The following is a 21766-nucleotide window of genomic DNA, read 5'->3' as shown; positions in this document are numbered from 1 at the left end:
AAACATCCTCTACAAACTTTCAAGCCAGGACTCATCTTCTACCTGGATTCCTAATTCTTGTGCTTTGGATAACTTGCTACCTGCGTCTGCCCCAGCAACGACCAAATCTGTTTTCTTAGAAACAGAACCAGTTACCTTAGCACCCAGACTCTCTAATTTGGCCTTTGCTTCTGAACGTGTGAGCCGTTCCAGCTTACCAGTCAAAACAACCGTCATCCCTGAAAGGGCTGCATCGGCAGCAACTTTTTCACCAAGATAGGTCAGATTGACTCCTGCTTCTTTCAATTCCTGCAGGAGACGCTTGGATCCCTCTTGTGCGAAATAAGACTTGAGGCTTTCAGCCACAACCATACCGAGACTGTCAATACCTGCAATCCGCTCTGGATCAGCGGTAGCCAATTGATCGAGGTCATGGAATTCTTGAAGCAAGATTTGACTAACCTTGCTTCCGACATGTCGGATTCCCAAACCAAAGAGTAACTTTTCAGCTGAATTCTCTTTTGAAGCTTGAATGGCTTCATAAAGTTTTTCAGCAGATTTTTCTTTGAAGCCTTCTAAGGTCAATAGATCCTCTACAGTGAGCCGGTAGATCCCCGCTACATCCTCTACCAACTGAGCTGCGAAGAGTTTCTCTACAACAGCTGGACCCAAGCCTGTGATATTCATAGCATCCCGACTTGCAAAGTGGTTCAATCCTTCCTTAATCTGAGCTGGACAGAGCGGATTGATACAGCGAAGGGCCACCTCATCCTCAAAATGAAGCAACTCACTCTGGCAGCTCGGACAATGAGTTGGAATGGCTAATGCTTGATCAGATACCCGTTTATCTTTGACAACACGCAAGACCGCAGGAATGATATCACCCGCCTTGTAGACGATGACCGTATCTTCTTGATGAATGTCTTTTTCAGCAATATAGTCCACATTGTGCAGGGTTGCGCGACTAACGGTGGTTCCTGCTAGTTGGACTGGAGTTAGATTGGCAGTTGGGGTCACCACACCGGTCCGTCCAACCGTCCAATCCACCGATAGGATTTTCGCTTCTTTTTCTTCAGCTGGAAACTTATAGGCGACAGCCCATTTAGGAGCTTTTACGGTAAAGCCTAGTTCTTCTTGAACAGCTAGGTCATTGACCTTGATGACGATCCCATCGATATCGTAGGGAAGGTCCTCTCGAAGCTGAGCTACTTTTTGGATAAAGTTCCAGATTTGATCCATATCCTCAGCCAGCACTCGCTCCTGGTTTACAACAAATCCTAACCGGGCCAATTTTTCAAGCACGCCTTCCTGACTGCTCTGGTCGGTTGGACTCACTTCTTGGTACAAGAAGGTGGAAAGATTCCGCTTAGCCACAATTTTCGTATCCAATTGGCGGAGCGTTCCTGCCGCAGCATTTCGTGGATTGGCAAATTCCGGTTCACCATTTTCCTGACGGATCTGATTGACCCGATCAAAAGAAGCCCGTGGCATATAGCACTCGCCTCTTACCGTGATGTTAATTGGCTCTGGTAGAACCAAAGGAATGTCCTTGACCCGTTTTAGGTTCTCGGTGATATCCTCACCGACAGAACCATCCCCACGTGTTGCTCCTGTTACAAGGACACCATTTTCATAGGTAAGGGAAATGGACAAGCCATCGATCTTCAACTCGCATACATAGCTGACAGAAGGAAATTCTTTGCGGACCCGTTGGTCAAAAGCCTCTAGTTCTTCCCGCGAAAACGCATCCTGCAAACTATAAAGGGGATACTGGTGCTGGTATTTAGTAAAGCCTTTTAAAACCACACCTCCCACACGGTGGGTTGGGCTCTCTGGCAAGACTTCATCTGGATGAGCGGTTTCTAGTTCCACCAACTCCCGATATAATTGATCGTATTCACTATCAGAGACTGATGGAGCGTCTTTTGTATAATATTCATAGGCATAGCGGTTAAGTAATTCCACTAGTTCTTTCATTCTGGTTTTCATGTTCTTATTTTATCATAAAATCTTAATTTAGCCTTGAATTTACTGCATTCTTAGCATGAAAAAAAGGAGCTCAGGCTCCTTTTTTTATTTTGTAAAATCGATCCGTTTGGATAGTTGATTGATCACAATCGCTCCAAAAATCAAGGATGCAAATTCACCCAATCCCATGGTCAACCAATTGTAGAAGAATGGTTGGCCTTGCAGGTAATAAAGCTCCAAGGCAATCGTAAACATAGAGATGGAAAAGAAAATCGCAAACAAGAAATGGTCTAACCGAATAAGACCGTCGAATAAGAACTTGTTTTTGAAACGTCCAAATAGAATAAGTCCAAGCCCTAGGAAGACAAAGGTTGAACCTCCACCGACAAAGACATCGATCCATCCAAAACTAAATAAATTGGCAATCATACAACCGATGGTTACCCCAATCAAGTATTTCTTATTGTAAAAGGCTAAGAAATTCATCATTTCCGAAACACGGAATTGATAGCCATAGTAGGCCATAGCATTGAGAGGGGGGGTAATGGTCAATACGATATAAATCGCGGCAACGATGGCAATTTGTGCCATATCACGAGCAGTTAACTGTTTCATCTATTCTCCTTTAGCGGTATTCCCGCGTCTAATATGCTTGGCGAAAGGATCTTAAGCACCAAGGGTTGAAGTCTTGATTTCTTCAACCTTTCAAGTATAGCATATTTTCAGGTTTTATGGTAGACTGATTTTATGAAAAAACTGATTAAAAAATTTTTTGATAATGAAATTTTATCCTATCTCTTTTTTGGAGTAGCCACAACCCTTGTCTCTGTCTGTACCCGTCTTTTCATCTACCAAATCACTAGCGATGAACGATTGGCGACAGCGATTGGAAACATTGCTGGGATCCTCTTTGCCTTTGTCACCAACGATACCATCGTCTTTAAGCAAGAAAGAAAGGGCTGGTTCCAGCGCTTGATTCGTTTTGCGATTGCACGCTCGGGTACCTTTATGCTAGATATGGCCTTGACTGAGATTTTCGTCAAGCAATTCCCAGGAATTATCGGGCAATTTGTCCACAACAACAAGAGTCAAATCAATCTAATTGAAACCCTCTTTGCTCAGGTGGCTATTATCGTCCTCAATTATCTCTTTAGTAAACTCTTTGTCTTTAAAAATAAAAACAAGGCTTGAAACGATTGTTTCAGCCTTATTTTTTTATACTTCTATACTTGCTTCCTCTGCACTTAATTGATAGATCGTTCCTTCGACCCCAAAATAATCCTTGGCTAGGTCTTTCAATTCCTGCATAGCTGTTTGTGCACGTTCGGCCTGCTCCTCATCAATGGCTTCAATGACTAGGATAGCATCTTTAGTCTCTTCCGTCAGCATGGTTCTTTGAGCTTCCCGCCAATTCAAACAACGACATACTGCACCTTCTTGGTCGTAGTAAATGATCTCCCCTTCCAAAGCTGGAGCATCCTCTTCAGCCCCTAGTGGAAAGAACGGTTCGCCTCCTTTTGCTTGTCCCAGAGAGAGTCCTCCAACCAATTTGCTCATATCTTCACCTCCACAAGGAAGGGCGTAAGCCATCGACACACTATTGTAAAGATCCACCAAAGGATTAATCGGGTAGAATTTACGTCCTTGGTGTACTCTTTTTAAGAGGGCTTCGATCGAAGATCTAGCTCCTTTTTTTGTTTTAAACTTGCTAAAAGCCTGGCGCCACTCTTGGACAAATTCACTCTGGGTATAGTTGTCTTCATCAATAAAGTCCCAAGCTCGCTTAGCACCCTTGTCTAACAATTCTTTGAAATAAGGATCCTTGGCTTCATCTACTGTATTATCAATGCCATACAAAGACATAACCGTAATCCGAGCTGTTGGAAATAAATCCCAAAACGCTTGATCGACTGTTACTTTCATTGTTTTACCTCACTATAATTTCTTTTTTGACCTTTTTTGACCAGCTCCCAATCCAAGGTAATATTCTCACGTACTCGGATGAGATATTCCTCTAACTGTGCGACTTCTTCTTTTGAAAAGCCTTTTAAGGCGGTTTTCTCAGAGTAAAGATGCTCCCCTAAAATGAAGGGGTATATCTCCTGACCTTTTTCAGTTAATTCCCATTCCTTGATTTTGAGGTTTTCCCCCAGGGGACGTTGCTGAATCAGACCACGCTCTTCTAGTTTTTTTACGGATCTAGCAACCGTAGACCGATCGACTTTTAAGAGATCAGAGAGTTCTTCCTGGATGATCCCTGGTTGTTCTGCAATTCGCACCAGGTAGAGATATTGACCACGTGCCAAGTCAATATCACGAAATTCGATATTCGCAATGGAATCAAGAGCACGCGCGATGATGCCAATCTCGCGTAAAATACTCATCCTACTCCTCCTTTTTTGATAATCCTATCCTAACACATTTTTATTGCAAATGCAATAAAAATAAATCAAAAAAAGAAACCAGATCAAATCTGATTTCCTTTATTTAGTTTTATGAGTATGTTTGAGACGCAAACGCTGCTTTAATTTGAGAGATGCTTCCCTGTGTCGGAAAGCCACTTGTTCCGTTTTTAATTTGGAGACAATTTCTCCACTACGCGTTTGAAACTTGGCTTCTCTCGCAAATTGGATACTGGCGTTTAAAATACAACCAATAATCATGATTTTCGCTACTAAGACAAACCAGAACATAATAACGGCAAGGACGACCGAACCAAAGAAGCGGGCATCCAAGAAATGACTCACATAGCGGTCTACGTATTTCCAAAAGATATTCAAAATAGCATACAAGACAATGACTACAAAGAAGGCCCCTGGAAAGACATATCTAAATTTAGGAATCTTTACATTTGGTAGAGTGTAATAGAGCAGGACCAGACTGACAAAGAGCAAAAGGTAAATGGTCGGTTCCGTCAAATTCAACAAGCGGATATAGATGGTTCTGTCAAATGAAAAAGTTTGATAGAGATAGCGGACGATCATCTTGCCAAACATCGAGAGGATGAGCGAGAGGCCAAATAAGCCCTGCAAGGCAAAACTGATCAGAAAGCTAAAGAGTCGTCCCCAGATAATGCCACGTTCCTTCTCAACCCCATAACTTTTATTATAGGCCTTTTGAAGGTAGGCAATGCTCTGAGAGAAAATCCACAAGGCGGAAATAATCGAGAAACTCAGTAAGCCCGTAGAAGGCTTGGTCAATACACTCGAGATCATCTGGGCCACTGTCCGATACAAGGTAGTTGGCAAGACCTTTTCTAAGCTCAACAAAATCTGAGTGGGACGAATATGAAAGTAGGGCAGAATATTGGCCGCAATCAGCATCAAAGGGAAAATCGAAATCAGCAAATAATAAGCCACTGCAATGCTCGTGATATCCGATTCTGAACTTTGATAAAACCTCACAAATCCCTTTATAAATGGCTGATCAAACATTTTTTGTAGGACCTTTTTCATCCGTCACCTCCCCGTTTTACTAAAAAAGAGCAAAGAGCGAAACCAGACACTTGCCTTCAGCTCCATTCTTCCCTCTTCATCTTTTAGTAAGTTCCTTCTTCACCTTGACTAGTTAAAATCACTGGACCATCTTTTGTAATGACAAATTGATGCTCATATTGACAAGACAGACCACCATCAAGGGTCTTATGAGCCCATCCAGTTTTCAAATCTGTATCAATTTCCCAGGTACCTGTATTAATCATTGGTTCAATCGTCAAGACCATTCCCTCACGCAAGCGAAGACCACGTCCAGCACGTCCATAATGCGGTACCATTGGTTCTTCGTGCATCGTTGGACCTACTCCGTGCCCAACCAAATCGCGCACGACGCCATAACCTTTGCTTTCAGCATATTCTTGAATCGCTGCACCAATATCTCCTAAACGATTGCCAACGACCGCTTTCTCAATCCCTTTATAGAGACATTCTTTGGTCACATCCATCAAATCTTTGACTTCTTGAGAAACATTTCCGACAGCATAGGCCCAGCATGAATCAGCTAAACCACCAGTGTAAGACTCTGTGTATTTTTTGACTTGCGCAACATTATCAAAATCTAATTTTGATACATCCAAAACAGATTTATCAAGCGGTTCAGATAAAACCATATCCACCTTGAGGAGATCGCCATCTTTTAGGATGACATGACGGGGAAAAGCATGGGCTACTTCATCATTCAAGCCACAACAAGTCGCATATGGGTAATCCATAAGACTACCTTCTACACCGATCTGAAGCGGCAAGACATTGGCTTCTTTACAGCGACGACGGACATATTCTTCTACTTCCCATAGGTCAAGCCCTGGCTTGATCAAGTCACGTAATCCAATATGGATGCTTGCAAGGAAATCTCCTGCACGATCCATGGCTTCAATTTCACGTTGTGATTTTAATGTAATCATTGTCTCCTCATTTCTTTTGTTTAATTAATCTTAATCGTAATGGTTGCTTTCGCGACTAGCTGCAGATCTAAATACAAGCTAAAATCAACCAAGGCCGAACGTCTGGTTCGTCGAACTAGTTGTGGTTCAATGCGGATCACATCATCCACCTGCACAGCCTGTAAAAAATTGATGATCAACTGTTCGACAATCAAGCTACGCCCACTGTGTTGCATCATCTTGCGTACAACCTTCATCAGCACTTCGATCATAACCCCATTGGCCAAAACACCGCTTTTCTCCAGCATACTCGGTTCCACTGTAAATTGGTAATGGTCGTTCTCCGTTTGAATCTTTTGACCAATTTGCTCACTAAAGGTTGGTAAGCTCGAAAACTGCACCTTGCTAATCCGATCCATGACATCCCGACGCGTGATCACACCAAGCAAGGTCTGGTTATTGCGAACAACAGGAATCATTTCATAGTCTTCAGCGATCATCCGTTGGCTAATCGTTGCAATACTAGTGGACAAATTAGTGGTAAAAATGGTCCGTGACATCACCTTATCGAGGGTCGTCTGAGGCGCTTTATCTCCAGCATCTCTCATGGTCACAACCCCAACCACCATCTGGTGTTGATTGACAACTGGAAAGCGGCTAAAGCGATTTTTCCGGACTAAATCCAAATAATCCCTTACCGTATCGGTTTCAGAAAGATAACCATACTCATGAAAAGGCCGATAAACCTGCTCCACTGTCAAGATATCCGTCTTGATTTGCATATTGGACAAGGCCTTATTGATCATGGTAGCGACGGTATAGGTATCATGAGCCGTCCGAATCACTGGGATCTGCACCCGATTCGCAAGCGAAATCACATCCTCGTCAACTTCAAAACCTCCCGTGACCAAGACTGCATTGTCGTGTTTTAAGGCGAGACGTTGGATATTGGTTCTGTCTCCAACAATTAGGAGTCCTCCCTCAGACACATAGTCTAAGACATGCTCTTCCGTCATGGCCCCAATGTAAAATTTATTAAATTCTTTTTCGAGACCCGCTTCCCCAGCTAAAATCTCCGAAGCGGTGATCTCTAAAATTTCCCGATAGGTCAGATGCTCTAGTACAGACTTTTGCGATTTGACACGGATGGTCCCACTTCTAGGCCTTGTTTCTACAATCCCTTGATTTTCAGCCTCTTTAATGGCCCGATAGGCCGTCCCATCACTGACATTCAAAAAATTTGAGATGCTCCGAACACTGACCCGTTTCCCAATCGGTAATTTTTCGAGATAATCTAAAATCTCTTGGTGTTTACTCATAAAAGTCCCCTCTACCTATGCGGAAATCATAATAATCGCGCATTTTACGCGTATATCGGTCGCTCCCTTTAAATTGACGAAAGAGACGAAATCCAGCCTTTAGAGCGACTCTTTGACTCCCTGTATTTTCAACATGAGTGATGACCCTGATTTCTTTTAGTTGAAATTTCTCAAATGATAGATAAACCAACTCTTTGACCGCTTCTGTCATCAGGCCCTTTCCCCAAAAATCTTTGCGTAAAAAGTAGCCTAACTCAGCTTCTCCCTTGATTTCATCCAACTTTTCAAACTTGATGGAACCGATCATTTGATTTGTTTTCTTATCACAGATGGCCCACACTCCTAAAGGATTTTTCATGAAATAGTTAGCCAGAACATACTGGGTCTCGGTAAGATCTGCTTGAACAGGAAAGATAAACTGTAGATTTTCAGGATTCGAAGCAATCTTATAAAAATCTTCGGCATCCCCAAAGAGAAAAGGTCGTAAATACAACCTTTTTGTTTCAATCAGTGAATAGGCAGCTAAGTGCGTCCAAATATTCATTTTCAACTCCAATGCTCTGTTATCCTGGTCGCTCTTACCAGATCCCCACCACTGTCGCTAATCCTCTACTAATTGGATCTCTGCTCCAAGTTGGGTCAACTTATCAATAATATCTGAATATCCGCGAAGGATGTATTCCACATTTGTAATCTCTGTTGTTCCAGAAGCCATAAGACCCGCAATCACCAAGGCAGCACCAGCTCGAAGATCCGTCGCTTTCACACTGGATCCAGTTAATTGATTTGGTCCTTCATAGATAATGTGGTCGTTCAAGGTCGAAATAGTAGCACCCATTTTAGCCAATTCTGGCACATGGTTGACCCGTTTTTCATAAATCGTATCGACAATTCGTCCACGTCCTGTAGCAGTTAAAAGCAAAGGCGTGATCGGTTGTTGTAAATCAGTCGCAAAACCAGGATAAGGAGACGTTTTGATCTGAATGGTCTTCAAGCCTGTTTGCTTTTCTACAAAGATGCTATCTTCAGAAATGGTCATGCGCACACCCATCTCCTCCAACTTAGCAATAAAGCTCTCCAAATGCTCATACAAGACATTATTGATCTGAATACCTTCGCCAATAGCAGCTGCAAGCGCAATATAAGTTCCTGCCTCGATCCGATCCGGTATGACCTGGTGTCTCGTCCCATGTAAATGGGCAACACCGTCAATGATAATCATATCTGTTCCTGCTCCACGAATACGGGCTCCCATGTTGTTGAGCAAGGTTACTACATCAATAATTTCAGGTTCCCGAGCAGCATTCTCAATCACTGTACGACCTTCAGCCTTGACGGCCGCCAAAATCGTATTGATTGTTGCACCGACACTAACAGTGTCCATGTAGATGTTGGCTCCTTGGAGAGGCCTGCCATCAGTCGCAAGCTTCATACTTGAACCATCCATGGTCATGGCTGCTCCCATCGCTTCAAAGGCCTTCAAATGCAAATCAATGGGACGTGGACCAAGGTCACATCCACCAGGTAATCCAACAGTTGCTTGACCATAGCGGCCTAGTAAGCTTCCATAGAAATAATAGGAAGCGCGCAGACTATTGATCTTACCAAATGGCATCGGCATGTCCTTGACCCCACGCGGATCAATGATCAAACTGTCCTCATTACGCTCAATCTTAGCCCCCATGATGGTCATGATCTCAATCAAACTTGCGACATCTGAGATATCCGGTACTCCGTCCAGGGTTACCACATCATCTGCCAGAATAGTCGCAGGAATAAGGGCTACTACACTATTTTTTGCACCACTAATGGTCACCTCTCCTTTTAGGGGGCGACCACCATTTATTACAATTTTTTTCATTTTAATAATTCATTAGCTCTTTCAAGTCTTTTTCCTTTTACTATCGTTTTTTGCAACGGAAATAAAAGGGACAACGTATTTAAAATACTGCATCTATTATACCACAGATTGACCTATTTTTCCATCTGTAGAAATTTTCAAAACGAAAAAAAGCTAGGATCATAGGAACCCTAACTTTCTCTTTTAACTTAGTTATTTAACTGCTTCTTTCAAGGCATCTACCTTGTCCAAACGTTCCCATGGTAGATCGATATCAGTACGTCCCATATGTCCATAAGCCGCTGTTTGACGATAGATTGGACGTTTGAGATCCAACATTTGGATGATTCCTGCTGGACGAAGGTCAAAGATTTGACGAGCTGCTTGTTCCAGCTTACTTTCGGCTACGGTTCCAGTCCCAAAGGTATCGATCCGAACAGAGACAGGTTGAGCTACCCCGATCGCGTAAGCCAATTGAACTTCTGCTTTCTTAGCAAGCCCTGCTGCCACAATGTTTTTGGCAATGTAGCGAGCTGCATAAGAAGCGGAACGGTCTACCTTAGTGGCATCCTTACCTGAGAAGGCACCACCCCCGTGACGGGAGTAACCACCATAGGTATCTACGATAATCTTCCGACCCGTCAAACCTGAGTCACCTTGAGGTCCACCGATAACGAAACGACCAGTTGGATTGATGAAGAATTTTGTCTCATCATCTAGGTAAGAAGCTGGAATCACTTCTTTGATGACCTTGTTAATCACATCTTGGTGGATTTGTTCATTGCTCACTTCTGGATCGTGTTGAGTTGAAATAACAACCGTATCCACGCGCACTGGCTGGTCATTTTCATCATACTCAACAGTGACTTGAGATTTGGCATCTGGACGAAGATAGCTGATTTCACCAGACTTACGTAGCTCTGCCAAACGACGAACCAACTTGTGGCTGAGTGAAATTGGCAATGGCATGAGTTCTTCTGTTTCATCCACCGCAAAACCAAACATGAGACCTTGGTCTCCTGCACCGATCAAATCGAGTGGATCTTGATCCGCATTCCCACGTACTTCTAGGGCTTCGTTTACCCCTTGAGCGATATCAGGAGATTGTTCCACCAATGATGGGTGAACTCCCACCGTCTCCGCAGAAAAACCGTACTCTGTATTGGTATAACCAATCTCTGCAATAGTATCCCGAACCACACGGTTAATATCGACATAAGCATTGGTTGAAATTTCACCAAAAACATGCACTGAACCAGTATAAACAGCTGTTTCAGCCGCAACGTGTGCTTCTGGATCTTGCTCTAAAATAGCATCCAAAATAGCATCTGAAATTTGGTCTGCAATCTTATCTGGATGCCCCTCAGATACCGATTCAGACGTGAATAATTTACGTTCTGACATAAAAAATGTCCCCCCTTAAAAAATTAGTGTTATAGAGTTACAAAGTACTGATAGAAAAACTATAGCAATAAATTTCTATCACCTTATCGGGACCATATAACACTTCATTATAACATAATTTCTCTGATAGCTTCTTTGTTTCTAAAAAGAAAAAGTTATAGTTTAAAACTATAACTTTTATCTTGCACTTTCTTCTTCACTATCCCTAGAACCAATCCAGATAAGGATTACTAACAGAATCGATACAGGACTACGGGATCCAAAAACGGAAAGCCCAAAAAATACCATCGCTGCGCTTAAAAATCCAGTTCTCCCCCGCTTCATTCCTAACCAAAGTAAAATCGTCGCAATAAGATAAAGGCCATGGAAAAGAAACGTAAAAGCTAGATATAGGATCGCATAGCTTCCTGCACTCATTAGGGCAAGAAAAAGAAAACTGAGGCTTAACACAGCTATAGCCAAGGATGTCCATAGCCAAGGGGAATTTAGCGAGAGCCCTTTTGGATCATTGTCCGAATCAGCTTGACATTCACTTTGCTCAGGACTTTCTGTTATCACTTCATCCCCTGTATCATCTGATTTCAATCGTTTAATTTCAGAAGTTTCACTGACTTCCTCCGATCCATTCTCAGCTAGTCCTTCTATAGCATATTTATCAAAAACACCGTTAACACGACATACTTGGTAAATAGATAAAACAAGATAAAATATTACTACAGACGATAAATCATAAGGTTGCACCAAATAACCAATTATTTTAACCGAGCACAGCAGCAATAAGATCGTCGAATATAATTTTAAGGATCTTAAATCCTCTTTTGTCATTAGGAGCAGAAAAAGTAAAACGACAGCAACATTAAAGGCAAAGGCAAGAAAATACTGGATGATTACATAAGAAGGAACTGCAAAATATAGACTATTAGTAGACAGTTCAAAAGTTGCTAATGCTAGGCCAAGAAAACAAGTCCCTGTTTGCCAACTACGTCTACTCTTCCACGAAACCAAGAGCGGTTTCAGCTCCACCTTCCTTAATAGCATGGAAGTTGACAGGAAACAAATACCAAATAAACTTGCTAGTATAATTGACTTGCTTTGACTAAGGTAAAACAATAGGAGAGAATGGATAAATTGACTAAATGATAAAATCGCAAGTCCTACCAATCCTTCAACATTTAGTTTTCTCTCCTGAATTTTCCATAAAAACCAGCAGATAAACCCATACTTCGGTATGTCAAATAGAAGAGAGAGCGGCTTTAAAGAACCCGCTCCATTTTCACTACCTGCTATCCAAACAGTCGAAATATAAAGAAACACTACTAAATATATTAGGCCCTGATACCATGTTTTTCGAGACATTTATTCCCCCCACTTTCAAAGCATTGTATTCATTACTTGTAATTATACCATATTTTGTAATCGCTTTCTTTGGTTGTAATTGGTATTTAGAAAAAAAGATAGGACTTTTCACCCTATCTTCTATAATCATTGTTCATTTGGAAGCAATAAAGTTCCGATAAAAACCATTCCAGCCATTAAAAGTGATATAAACTGATTAAAATGCCAATACGGATCATTTGCCGCAATTACAGAAATAAAATAACAAATTGTCGCTGCATATAGAGTTGTTTTATCTCCCTTCTTTTTCCCATTCCGTAGTAGGACGGTTGCAAGAATAAAACAGACCATATGAGGCAATATGTTAAGTAGGTACAAAATTACCCATGGTCCTACTGCGATAGCACCACATAAAATAAAGCCAAGATAGCCGAGAGCTAGGTAATATGCAAGAGTTAGAATAGCTGAAGTAGGGACAGATTTTTGTTGATCTTGCTCAACAATTGGTTGCTGAACAGGATTTTCTTGGCCTTGTTCCGCCATTGGTGGCTGAACATATTCTTCTGGCATTCCCTCTTTTTCTTGGTTTGTTTCAGAATGTAGATGTTTATCTGTCATAACTTTCTCCTAACATTTTTAGTTATTTTTTCAAATAATAGCGCTTAAAATAGAGCGGAAGAACTGATTTAACTATCTCTTTGATCGACCCGAATACTTTTTATTGAGTAGAGTTGAGCATACCTACCTTTTCATTAAGAGTTTTTCTCTTCTTCAACTAAGAGTGTTCCAATTAAAACCAGAATACCTAGCAGTAACGGAGCGATTCGAAAAATTTCCCAATCTAGATCATAACCCAAGATGATAGACAGCAAATAAAGTCCGAAACTCGTATAGACAAGGCTTTTATTCCCCTTCTTCATCCCTAGTCCAAGTAAAATGGTCCCAATAGCAACACCTAAGAAGTTTGGTGTTAGAAACATCAACAACATGAAAAATCCCAAAATATTAAAGAAAAAGAAAGATAATACAAGATAGATAATGGATAAGTAAAAGGCCACTGAAAGAAGAATAGAATGTAAGCTATTTTCTTTTAGAGGATTCTGAACAAACATAGAATTGGGATGATCTTCACTTCTCTTACTAAGTTCTTTATTTTCTTCAAAATGTTTCTGTTGATCTGCCATAGCTTTCTCCTATCCTTTTCTTATTATTTTATTTATGGTTTCTTTTAACACCATTATACATGATTCCATCATTCTTTTCATGATTCCATCTATTCAATGCTATTTCTTAGAAATTAATTTGGTCGGATTTCCAATTAGATTGCTGACATATCATAAAATAGACGGGAAAACTTCCTTAAATAAAATCTGCCTCTGCAATAGCTGCTTTGACCACTGCCAATGGGAGGTGGACTAGTTCTACTTCTTTTTCACGGTAGAGGTACTGCGCATAGTCATCGATGCGGTATTGATGGATATAAACCACCCGCTTGCAGCCAACTTGAAGCAGCTGCTTGGTACAGTTGAGGCAAGGGAAATGGGTCACATAGGCTGTGAAACCTTTGGGAATCCCCCGTTCGGCTCCCTGTAAAATGGCATTGACTTCCGCATGGAGGGTTCGGACACAGTGCCCTTCCACCATGAGACAGTCATGATCCAAGCAATGCTCTGTACCAGAGACAGAGCCATTGTAGCCCGTCGCAACCACCTTATGATCCTTGACCAATACAGCACCCACTTTAGCTCGATTACAGGTTGCTCGATTCGATATTAACAAAGCCTGTGCAGCAAAATATTCATCCCAGGCTAATCGTTTATGTCCCACAGTCTTTTCCTCCTTCTAAAAACTTCTAATTTTTTTCATTATAGCACGAAATTGGGTGAAATAAAAGAAGTCTTTGTCACAGCCGATTCCCTCACTAAAAAAAGAGACCCAAATGGATCTCCTTATCAATTATTTACCAAGTTTTGCTTTTGCTGCGTCTGCAAGAGCTGTGAAAGCTGCTGCATCGTTAACAGCCAAGTCAGCAAGCATTTTACGGTTAACTTCGATCTCAGCCAATTTCAAACCATGCATCAATTGTGAGTATGAAAGTCCGTTCATACGAGCTGCCGCATTGATACGTGTGATCCACAATTTGCGGAAGTCACGTTTCTTTTGACGACGGTCACGGTATGCATAGTAGTAAGAGTTCATTACTTGTTCTTTTGCAGTACGGAACAAGATGTGTTTAGCTCCATAGTAACCTTTAGCTAATTTAAGAATACGTTTACGACGTTTGCGTGATACAACGCCACCTTTAACACGTGCCATTTATATTTCCTCCAATATTTCCTAGAATTCTTTACTTACAAATACGCGATTATTTCAAGCGAGTAAGCATTGCTTTGATACGTTTGAAATCTCCTGAATGCACCATAGATGCTTTACGAAGATGACGACGTTGTTTCTTAGTTTTTCCGTGGAAACGGTGAGAAGTGTAAGCACGGAAACGTTTAAGTCCACCAGAACCTGTACGTTTGAAACGTTTAGCTGATGCGCGGTGTGTTTTTTGTTTTGGCATGATATTTTCTCCTTTTTTTAACTTTCTGACAGACTATTTCTTGTCAGTTGCTGGTGCCAACTGCATGAACATTTGACGACCATCCATTTTAGCACGTTGTTCGATGATAGCAATATCTTGAGTTGCTTCAGCGAAGTCGGCTAAAACTTTTGCCCCAATCTCTTTATGGGTGATCATACGACCCTTAAAGCGAATGGAAACCTTCACTTTGTTCCCTTTTTCAAGGAACTTGCGAGCATTGCGAAGTTTTGTATCGAAATCACCCTTATCAATAACTGGGCTCAATCGAACTTCTTTCACGGTCACAACGCTTTGTTTTTTGCGTTGTTCTTTTTGTTTCTTCTGGTACTCAAATTTGAACTTACCGTAGTCCATAATTTTCGCAACAGGAGGTTTAGCTTGAGGTTGAATGAGAACCAAGTCCACATTAGCGTCGTCCGCAAGTGCTTGCGCTTCACCAAGTGGTTTGATACCCAATTGTTCGCCCTCAAGACCGATTAAGCGAACTTCACGTACACGAATTTCATCATTGATGAATAAGTCTTGCTTTGCTATGGTTTTCACCTCTTTTTTTATTTTAGAGAAAAACAAGAGCGGACTTGCTAACGCAAACCCGCACTACATGATTATAGTTCATTTCTGAAACTTGATCCGTAGGGGCCAGACAACGTTAGTCGCAAGGCGAGAAGTTCTCACTTCTGCTTTTCTCAACTTTTATATGATATCAAGTTTATGATGGATTGTCAAGGATTTTTTTTGCTTTTTCTTCAATAAATGCAACCACGTCTGCAATTCCGACACCCGTAGTGTCAAAATGAATAGCATCGTCTGCTGGTTTCAATGGGGAAACGGCACGGTGACTGTCTTTGTAATCACGCTCAGCAATTTCTTTCTTCAGCAATTCAAGATCTGCTGTGATCCCCTTCTCCAGATTTTCCTTGTAGCGACGTTCTGCACGTTCTTCCACGGATGCCACTAAGAAGATCTTCAACTCGGCACTTGGCAAGACAACCGTTCCAATATCGCGCCCATCCATGACAATCCCACCTTGGGACGCAATCTGTTGTTGCTGGGCCACCAAGCGCTCACGCACAGGAGCCAAGGCAGATACCCAAGAGACATTATTGGTCACTTCATTGTCACGAATTGGATGAGTCACATCGACATCAGCTACGAAGACTAATTGCTGGCCGTCTTCAGAGCGTCCAAAACTGACAGGGTATTGGTTCAGTAGATCAACCAACTGGTCAACATCAGCTTCAGTCAGTTCATTCCGAAGAGCCAGATAGGTCGCTGCACGGTACATAGCCCCTGTATCCAAATAGGTATAATCCAGATCTTTGGCAATGATCTTTGCAACTGTTGATTTTCCGCTAGAAGCCGGCCCATCAATGGCAATTTGAATCTGTTTCATGCTGCGCTCAACTCCTACTGAATCTTAACGACATCACCAGGATTGGCATACCATGATCCTGTAGACATGTGAGATGGATTTAATTGTTCCAATTGTGCAATGGAAATACCAGCACGCGCAGCGATAGCTGCTTCGCCTTCACCTGCTTGAACAGTGATCGTACCTTCCTCAGATTCTTCGTCTGTTGAACTTTCTTCTTCTGTTTTTGCAGTTTGTGCAGGTGCTGATGATTTCTGTTCGACCTTGGTTTCTCCATTGTAGAAGCCAGACATTTGTTTGGTTTTGTTGCTACCCCCTGTCGAAAGGAAAATCAACAAGCAGACCATCGCCACTACTACTACAAAGAAAATAATCGCTAAAATCGTCAACAGACGATCTGCCTTAATGCCGTTTAACTTACTTGTACGTTTCAATGTTTCTTCTCCATCATCATAAATATCTTCTTCCCATGGTTCTTTTGCCATGACTTCCTCCTTGTTTTTTCTCGTAAAAATCATTACAATAGAAGTATGAAAGTTACGTTAATTCCAGATCGTTGCATCGCCTGCGGTCTCTGTCAGACCTATTCTGAATTATTCGATTACCATGACAATGGCATCGTCAAATTTGCTGAAGAGGACGACCTCCTTGAAAAGGAAGTTCCTGTCACAAACGATGTTCTCGAGGCCATCAAAGAATGCCCCACTCATGCTCTCTTAAAAGATTAAGAGAGCTTTTTTATTTATCTGCATAATACATCTCGTAATAATCCACATGGATAAAGTTGTCCGTCAAGACCACTTCTCCTTTGAAAGATGAATTTAAGGCAAGTGCATTGATAAAGTATTTTTTCGGCCATTTGCGCATGCAGAAAGTCCGACTACGCGAACCATCATTAAAAATGAGCTTGATCGACTTCTTATTCACTTCTATCTTTTCAATCGAGTCAATCTTCACCCTGATTGGAGTAAAAGGATTGGCTGTAATAATCCGTAAGATCCCATCCTCATAGATCGTGAAGTAGCGATGGACCCCAATCGCAAGCAAGACCATAAATAAAAAGAAGGAAAACAAAACTAGCGTTGGCACACTAGAGCTCTCATACATCAAAGCCAGTCCAATAAAGACCGGAATCACTGCAATGGACCAATAGGTCACAAGAATTGATAGGTCCGGCTGCCAATGATAATGGACCTTTCCAAATATCTTAATCATGAGCATACCCCCATCTAATAGTTTAGCATAAAAAACAAAAAAAAGGGAGCCAGACAGCCAAAATCACAAAGATTTTTAACTGCTAGCGCTCCTTTTATTTGGATTTATTGGTTGGGACTTTAAAGAAGTCTTTAGAAAGGTAACCTTTCCCACTAATCAGGTCATATTCAACCATTTTTAAATCATCCGCAATCTCTAAGGCTTCTCCTTCTAAAGCCTTTTTATCGACACTTGCTTTTTTCAAAACTTCAGTCAACAAAGCATAATAAGGTGAAACTTTTGAATTAGTCTGTTCAAAGACCATAGCAGAGAAATCGCTTGAATTAACCAAAGGATAATTTAACTTCGGTGCATCAAAATTACTCCAAATGAAATAGTCTGTCTGGTACTGACCTTCTGGGTTGTTCTTAAAGGCTGACTCCGGATAGAGCCCCGGCAAGTGATCTCCATAGAATACCACTGTAATTTTCTTATCTATTTTAGAAAGACTTTCCAGGAAGGATTGGGTAGCGGTGTCTGTTTGAGCAAGCAAACGACTATAGAAAGTCAGTTTTGAATTTTCTTCGTCACTAAATCCTTTACCTTTTGCATCCAGAGTTTCTGGATTGGCTTCTAACCACGGGGTGTGGTTTTGCATGGTCATCACTGAAAAGAATTGTCCGGTTTTATCATTTAAGTTGTCTAAAACAATATTATAGGTGGATTCGTCACTCGGACTAATCCCTTCTATTCTATATTTGATTCCTTTTGTATCGGTCGTAATGAAATCTTTGAAATCCAAGCGGGAATAGACGATATCCCGTGAATAATTCGATTTACCTGCCAAGTGAACAGCAATCTTATTCTGTTTTGAGTAGGTATTACTGATAGAAGGAACATCATGAATTTTAGGAAGGACTTCCGTATACAAGACCGAAACTGTTTGGGATAAATTGTAGAAAGGTAATCCAGTCAGAGTCTGGAACTCCATATTTGCAGTTCCGCCCCCATAACCATCCGATTGCATTTGCCCACTCGTATGTGTCTTCATGATGTTCTCAATATTGGGGATCGGATTCTGCGTCAGTTCTACTCCCTCGACTTTTCTAGGGTCAGAAAAACTCTCACTCAGAATATAGATGACCGTTTGATCGTTTAAGTAGTTGCTTCTCTCCTTATTCAACACATTTGACAAGTTGGTATATTTTTGAGCTATTTTTTCAAGACGTTCTTTTGAGTAGCCTTCCGGTTTTGGAACCACCTCCGTCGTTAATTGATTCATCCAAACATAGGACAAGCCCTTATAACGAGCATTGGTCGTATTTCCTAACCAGTTAATATCTTGGTAATTGTTGAGTATACTAATAATTGGTACTTGGGCCTTGATCTTCCCGTTTTCTTTATCACTAAATACCCCATTGACACCCTTAAAACAAAAGAGCATCAAGACAATCCCTCCAACTTGAATTTTCCAGGAGGAAATAATTCGTCCCTTAAAGAGGTATTTCTTCCCAACAATCAGGATACAAAGAAGAAAAACCACTAATAAAAAGATATAAAATAGTTGCGCCTTGTCAATAAAGCTTAAAAGCGTCATTGGTTTGGTCAACCAGGTTAAATCACTCGGTAAAACAGGTTCATTCCGCATTCCAAACTTAATAGAATTTGCGACCACAAAAGCTATGGAAACAATGGAAATGAGACAGGTAGCGATCCAATATTGATTTATACACAGATAAACAAGGATGAGGCTCGCTGTCAGGATCAGGATCTGAAATAAGATGGCATCGGGAATTGTGAAATGAACTCCTAAGAATGGTTCTGTTCGCCCTAAACTGAATTGAATGAAGTAATTCAATACAATTGCAATGGTGGTACTAGTGAAGAACACCAAAGAAAAGCTCGGTTTGTTCTTGACTAAATCTCGTTGGCCTTTGGTATATAAAAATCCAAACAAGGAAATCAACGGGAATAGAATGTATAAGAATTCGTTGGTTAACCAGAATTGCTGAGCTGAGTATTTACCGATTTCTAAGGACTTATACAAAAAATTATCTGTCCTATAAATAAGGGTGGAAAAATTTTTGTCTGTTACAATAAAGGTAATTAAAAGTTGTGACAAGACTAGATACTGGTAGTTCTCTCCAATCTCTTCTTCTCCTTTTTTCCTAGTAGGTAACTTATCATAATGCTGGCGTAATAAAACCAGGCCACCTGTTAGAACAAAGAGGAGGAAAATAACAAGAAAGGAGTCTGTTCTAAAAAATGGATTCTTAGCAAAATTCCAAACCTTGTATTTGGGATTATTCAGGTAGATCGTTATTTCCGTCAAATAAGACAGTGTATTGTATACCAAATAACTGACAATCAGTTTTAAAGGGAACCACTTTTTAAAATTAAACTGAGACAATATGGGAATCAGTAGCAGAAAACTAATTCCAAATAGAAGTCCTAAAGAATTAACATACTGAAGAACCGTTCCAGTCGCTTTATTGTGGACCGCAAGATTATTTTGGGCCAGATAAAAATTAAAAAGGGAAAACAGAACGAAAGTAACCCCATAATACCACTGGGTTTTCGAAACTTTTGATAAAGCTGAAAAAATAAATTCTTTAAAATTAAACTCTTTTTTCCGTTTCATTATTTCACTTTCTTAATGATTCTTTTCACAATATATTTCACAGCTCTGGCTGGCCCAATCACGATATACTTCAAGGCTCCTTTAATTCCACCGATTTGATTAAAGTCCACGAAGGTATGTGGTTGGAGATCCTCCCGATTGTTCAACTGCTTATTATCGATAAATGGTGTGAGAACATGTGGGTTTTGGGAGATCCTAAAGTCATACTTTTGATCCCAAGCAATATAGACCAACAAACGTTCGATCGCATGAAGAATTGAATTCTGTGGTAAGGGTTCAGATGGTACATCTGCTGCTGTCAAATTCAAATCAAAGAGTGGTTTCAAAGCATCGTATTTAAACCAAACAAAGGTCCCATAACTCATAACAAAAGTATTGAGATTTTTGAAATCAATTGTCTTGGTCGCTCCCATTCGTTGCCAGAGTTTGTTCATCTCTGGTGAAATGAGGGCTTCATTCCAGGCAACCACTATTCGATTGTATCGGAAGAAGGTTGGAATATCTGCGATGGTGATTCCAACTTTTGGATTGGCCTCCATATTGGCAAGGATTTGATCCGCTGGCTTCACCAGCATCTCAATCAATTCTTTGCGCCAAGATTCACCCGCCCAGAAATCTGCTTCTTTGGATTTCTTGGTATGGAAATGACCTACATAATCATAGTGAGAGAGTTCCTCCTTTAAGAGGAGCATTGGTAACACATCTCGTCCAATGTTTCCAGTCACCACTACCGTCGCATCTTGTGCTCGATTGGAAAGAATTTGCTCAATAGCCTGCTTCTTTTCTTCTACATCCGTCGTGATCCACAAATCGTAAGAGAACTGAAAGGCTTGAAAAGCATCTAGAAATTCTTCCAAGAGGTCCACATAAAAGACATGGAGATGAACCGCAACTTTTTTACCGAAATCTCCAGCCAATTCTTGGTTTTTCAAGTACTTACGCGATAACAAATACGGATAGTCCGGACGATCAATCATAGACATGTGGTTGAGAATCAAATCTAATGGATAGTCTGATATACGTTCTAATTCGTCAAAAATGTAAGGCATGATTCCTTCATTGTTGGCAATGGTTTTGACTTTGATAAAAGGAAGCTTATGATTGAGAATCGCTGTAGGATTGTAGTAAGAAAAATCCGGATAGAGCATCCCTGTGGTGTCTTCATGGATGGTATCAAAAACAGTTTTATAGCGAAAACCAGCATCCAAGAAATTCGTTGTGACCTTGGTTTCATAGTTATCAATCACATCTTGAACATTGGTGAATTCTTGAACACCCTGCCAAAATTCATGGAAGGCACTTGATTCTACAACCCGTTTCTTAAAACTGAGATAATAACTTTGAACATGCTCATTAAAATCCTTGTCTTTCCGGTAATTGGTCATCCCCCAGAAATCCACTTCAGCATCATTTTCGAACTGTTGATAAATGGGTTCTAAATCCCAAAGCGGTCCAAAGCAGGTATCATTCATGAGGGTAACAGAATCAAAGTGAGACAGTTGATCAAAGCCGACTGTCTTCATTCCATCCCGCCAAGCAGCGAAGTCAAAGCCACTATTCTGACGTTCTAGAATATCATCCACCAACTGTTGGGAAGACAAATGATCCTTCACATCGTCTGGTAGCTGACTATTAGAGATAAAGACCACCCGCGAATACAAGGGGCGAATTTTTTCTAATTGGTAGAGTACATGCCCACTGATAAAATTAAACTTATTGTAGTGAACATATAAAAGTAAACGTTGCATA

General features: G+C 40.9%; 24 protein-coding genes, 1 riboswitch and 1 other annotated feature. Of the genes, 2 read left to right on the top strand and 22 right to left on the bottom strand.

Annotated features, from left to right (window positions below; all coding sequences use genetic code 11):
• Positions 1-9: 9 nt before the first annotated feature.
• On the bottom strand, positions 10-1968 hold the full coding sequence (gene ligA, locus QM830_RS01675; RefSeq protein WP_414325328.1) for an NAD-dependent DNA ligase LigA: 1959 nt from the start codon (positions 1966-1968) through the stop codon (positions 10-12).
• Positions 1969-2052: 84 nt separating this feature from the next.
• On the bottom strand, positions 2053-2562 hold the full coding sequence (locus QM830_RS01670; protein ID WP_414325327.1) for a QueT transporter family protein: 510 nt from the start codon (positions 2560-2562) through the stop codon (positions 2053-2055).
• A riboswitch (PreQ1 riboswitch) is annotated at positions 2560-2666 on the bottom strand. (Overlaps the previous gene by 3 nt.)
• A 28-nt stretch (positions 2667-2694) precedes the next feature.
• On the opposite strand from QM830_RS01670, the gene QM830_RS01665 reads away from it, so the two are divergent.
• Positions 2695-3138 (top strand): GtrA family protein, encoded by a 444-nt coding sequence (locus tag QM830_RS01665; RefSeq protein WP_414325326.1) that lies wholly within the window; start codon positions 2695-2697, stop codon positions 3136-3138.
• A 24-nt stretch (positions 3139-3162) separates the two neighbouring features.
• Here the strand turns inward: QM830_RS01665 and QM830_RS01660 are convergent, their stop codons facing one another.
• The 17 genes from QM830_RS01660 to QM830_RS01580 form a co-directional block, all read right to left on the bottom strand.
• Positions 3163-3870, bottom strand: a complete 708-nt coding sequence (locus tag QM830_RS01660; RefSeq protein ID WP_414325325.1) for a B3/4 domain-containing protein — start codon at positions 3868-3870, stop codon at positions 3163-3165.
• Positions 3867-4331 carry a MarR family winged helix-turn-helix transcriptional regulator gene (locus QM830_RS01655; protein ID WP_009732704.1) on the bottom strand — a complete coding sequence of 155 codons (465 nt, stop codon included), beginning with the start codon at positions 4329-4331 and terminating at the stop codon, positions 3867-3869. The genes QM830_RS01660 and QM830_RS01655 overlap by 4 nt, the downstream gene beginning before the upstream one ends.
• A 99-nt stretch (positions 4332-4430) precedes the next feature.
• Positions 4431-5402 (bottom strand): YihY/virulence factor BrkB family protein, encoded by a 972-nt coding sequence (locus QM830_RS01650; protein WP_414325324.1) that lies wholly within the window; start codon positions 5400-5402, stop codon positions 4431-4433.
• Positions 5403-5485: 83 nt separating this feature from the next.
• Positions 5486-6346 carry a methionyl aminopeptidase gene (locus QM830_RS01645; protein WP_009732702.1) on the bottom strand — a complete coding sequence of 287 codons (861 nt, stop codon included), beginning with the start codon at positions 6344-6346 and terminating at the stop codon, positions 5486-5488.
• A gap of 20 nt (positions 6347-6366) precedes the next feature.
• Complete coding sequence (gene spxR / locus QM830_RS01640; RefSeq protein ID WP_009732701.1) at positions 6367-7644, bottom strand: CBS-HotDog domain-containing transcription factor SpxR; 1278 nt, start codon at positions 7642-7644, stop codon at positions 6367-6369.
• The gene (locus tag QM830_RS01635) at positions 7637-8188 is read right to left on the bottom strand and encodes a GNAT family N-acetyltransferase (RefSeq protein WP_414325322.1); all 552 of its coding nucleotides are present in this window, start codon (positions 8186-8188) and stop codon (positions 7637-7639) included. Before QM830_RS01635 ends, spxR begins: the two co-directional genes overlap by 8 nt.
• A 57-nt stretch (positions 8189-8245) precedes the next feature.
• A complete protein-coding gene (locus QM830_RS01630; protein ID WP_414325320.1) occupies positions 8246-9505 on the bottom strand; it encodes a UDP-N-acetylglucosamine 1-carboxyvinyltransferase in 1260 nt (419 codons plus the stop codon).
• Positions 9506-9697: 192 nt separating this feature from the next.
• Complete coding sequence (metK, locus tag QM830_RS01625; protein ID WP_414325319.1) at positions 9698-10888, bottom strand: methionine adenosyltransferase; 1191 nt, start codon at positions 10886-10888, stop codon at positions 9698-9700.
• 177 nt (positions 10889-11065) lie between these two features.
• The gene (locus QM830_RS01620) at positions 11066-12244 is read right to left on the bottom strand and encodes a hypothetical protein (RefSeq protein WP_414325318.1); all 1179 of its coding nucleotides are present in this window, start codon (positions 12242-12244) and stop codon (positions 11066-11068) included.
• Between the two features lie 126 nt (positions 12245-12370).
• Positions 12371-12841, bottom strand: coding sequence for a hypothetical protein (locus QM830_RS01615; protein ID WP_414325316.1), 471 nt, complete (start codon positions 12839-12841; stop codon positions 12371-12373).
• 134 nt (positions 12842-12975) lie between these two features.
• Complete coding sequence (locus QM830_RS01610; protein WP_414325314.1) at positions 12976-13407, bottom strand: hypothetical protein; 432 nt, start codon at positions 13405-13407, stop codon at positions 12976-12978.
• A gap of 175 nt (positions 13408-13582) precedes the next feature.
• Positions 13583-14050, bottom strand: a complete 468-nt coding sequence (locus QM830_RS01605; protein WP_414325312.1) for a deoxycytidylate deaminase — start codon at positions 14048-14050, stop codon at positions 13583-13585.
• Positions 14051-14179: 129 nt separating this feature from the next.
• A complete protein-coding gene (gene rplT, locus QM830_RS01600) occupies positions 14180-14539 on the bottom strand; it encodes a 50S ribosomal protein L20 (protein WP_000124834.1) in 360 nt (119 codons plus the stop codon).
• A 49-nt stretch (positions 14540-14588) separates the two neighbouring features.
• Positions 14589-14789 (bottom strand): 50S ribosomal protein L35, encoded by a 201-nt coding sequence (rpmI, locus tag QM830_RS01595; RefSeq protein ID WP_001125942.1) that lies wholly within the window; start codon positions 14787-14789, stop codon positions 14589-14591.
• 33 nt (positions 14790-14822) lie between these two features.
• Positions 14823-15353: a translation initiation factor IF-3 gene (gene infC, locus QM830_RS01590; RefSeq protein WP_006597373.1), complete on the bottom strand. Its 531-nt coding sequence runs from the start codon at positions 15351-15353 to the stop codon at positions 14823-14825.
• 15 nt (positions 15354-15368) lie between these two features.
• Positions 15369-15499: a sequence feature (ribosomal protein L20 leader region), on the bottom strand.
• 20 nt (positions 15500-15519) lie between these two features.
• Positions 15520-16203, bottom strand: coding sequence for a (d)CMP kinase (gene cmk / locus QM830_RS01585; RefSeq protein ID WP_414325309.1), 684 nt, complete (start codon positions 16201-16203; stop codon positions 15520-15522).
• A gap of 14 nt (positions 16204-16217) precedes the next feature.
• Entirely contained in the window at positions 16218-16667 is a 450-nt protein-coding gene (locus tag QM830_RS01580; RefSeq protein ID WP_414325307.1) for an SAG1386/EF1546 family surface-associated protein, read from the bottom strand.
• A gap of 45 nt (positions 16668-16712) precedes the next feature.
• On the opposite strand from QM830_RS01580, the gene QM830_RS01575 reads away from it, so the two are divergent.
• Entirely contained in the window at positions 16713-16910 is a 198-nt protein-coding gene (locus QM830_RS01575; RefSeq protein ID WP_037614222.1) for a ferredoxin, read from the top strand.
• A gap of 10 nt (positions 16911-16920) precedes the next feature.
• Here the strand turns inward: QM830_RS01575 and QM830_RS01570 are convergent, their stop codons facing one another.
• From QM830_RS01570 to QM830_RS01560, 3 genes are all read right to left on the bottom strand, one after another.
• Positions 16921-17397: an EbsA family protein gene (locus QM830_RS01570; RefSeq protein ID WP_009732691.1), complete on the bottom strand. Its 477-nt coding sequence runs from the start codon at positions 17395-17397 to the stop codon at positions 16921-16923.
• Between the two features lie 94 nt (positions 17398-17491).
• Entirely contained in the window at positions 17492-20017 is a 2526-nt protein-coding gene (locus QM830_RS01565; RefSeq protein WP_414325305.1) for an LTA synthase family protein, read from the bottom strand.
• Positions 20017-21765: a rhamnan synthesis F family protein gene (locus tag QM830_RS01560; protein WP_414325304.1), complete on the bottom strand. Its 1749-nt coding sequence runs from the start codon at positions 21763-21765 to the stop codon at positions 20017-20019. The genes QM830_RS01565 and QM830_RS01560 overlap by 1 nt, the downstream gene beginning before the upstream one ends.
• Position 21766 lies beyond the last annotated feature (1 nt).

The sequence above is a fragment of the Streptococcus sp. OMI750 genome, assembly GCF_047463895.1.
GTDB lineage: Bacteria > Bacillota > Bacilli > Lactobacillales > Streptococcaceae > Streptococcus.
Note: the sequence above shows the minus strand (reverse complement) of the source record. Positions and strands in the feature narration are given on the sequence as shown.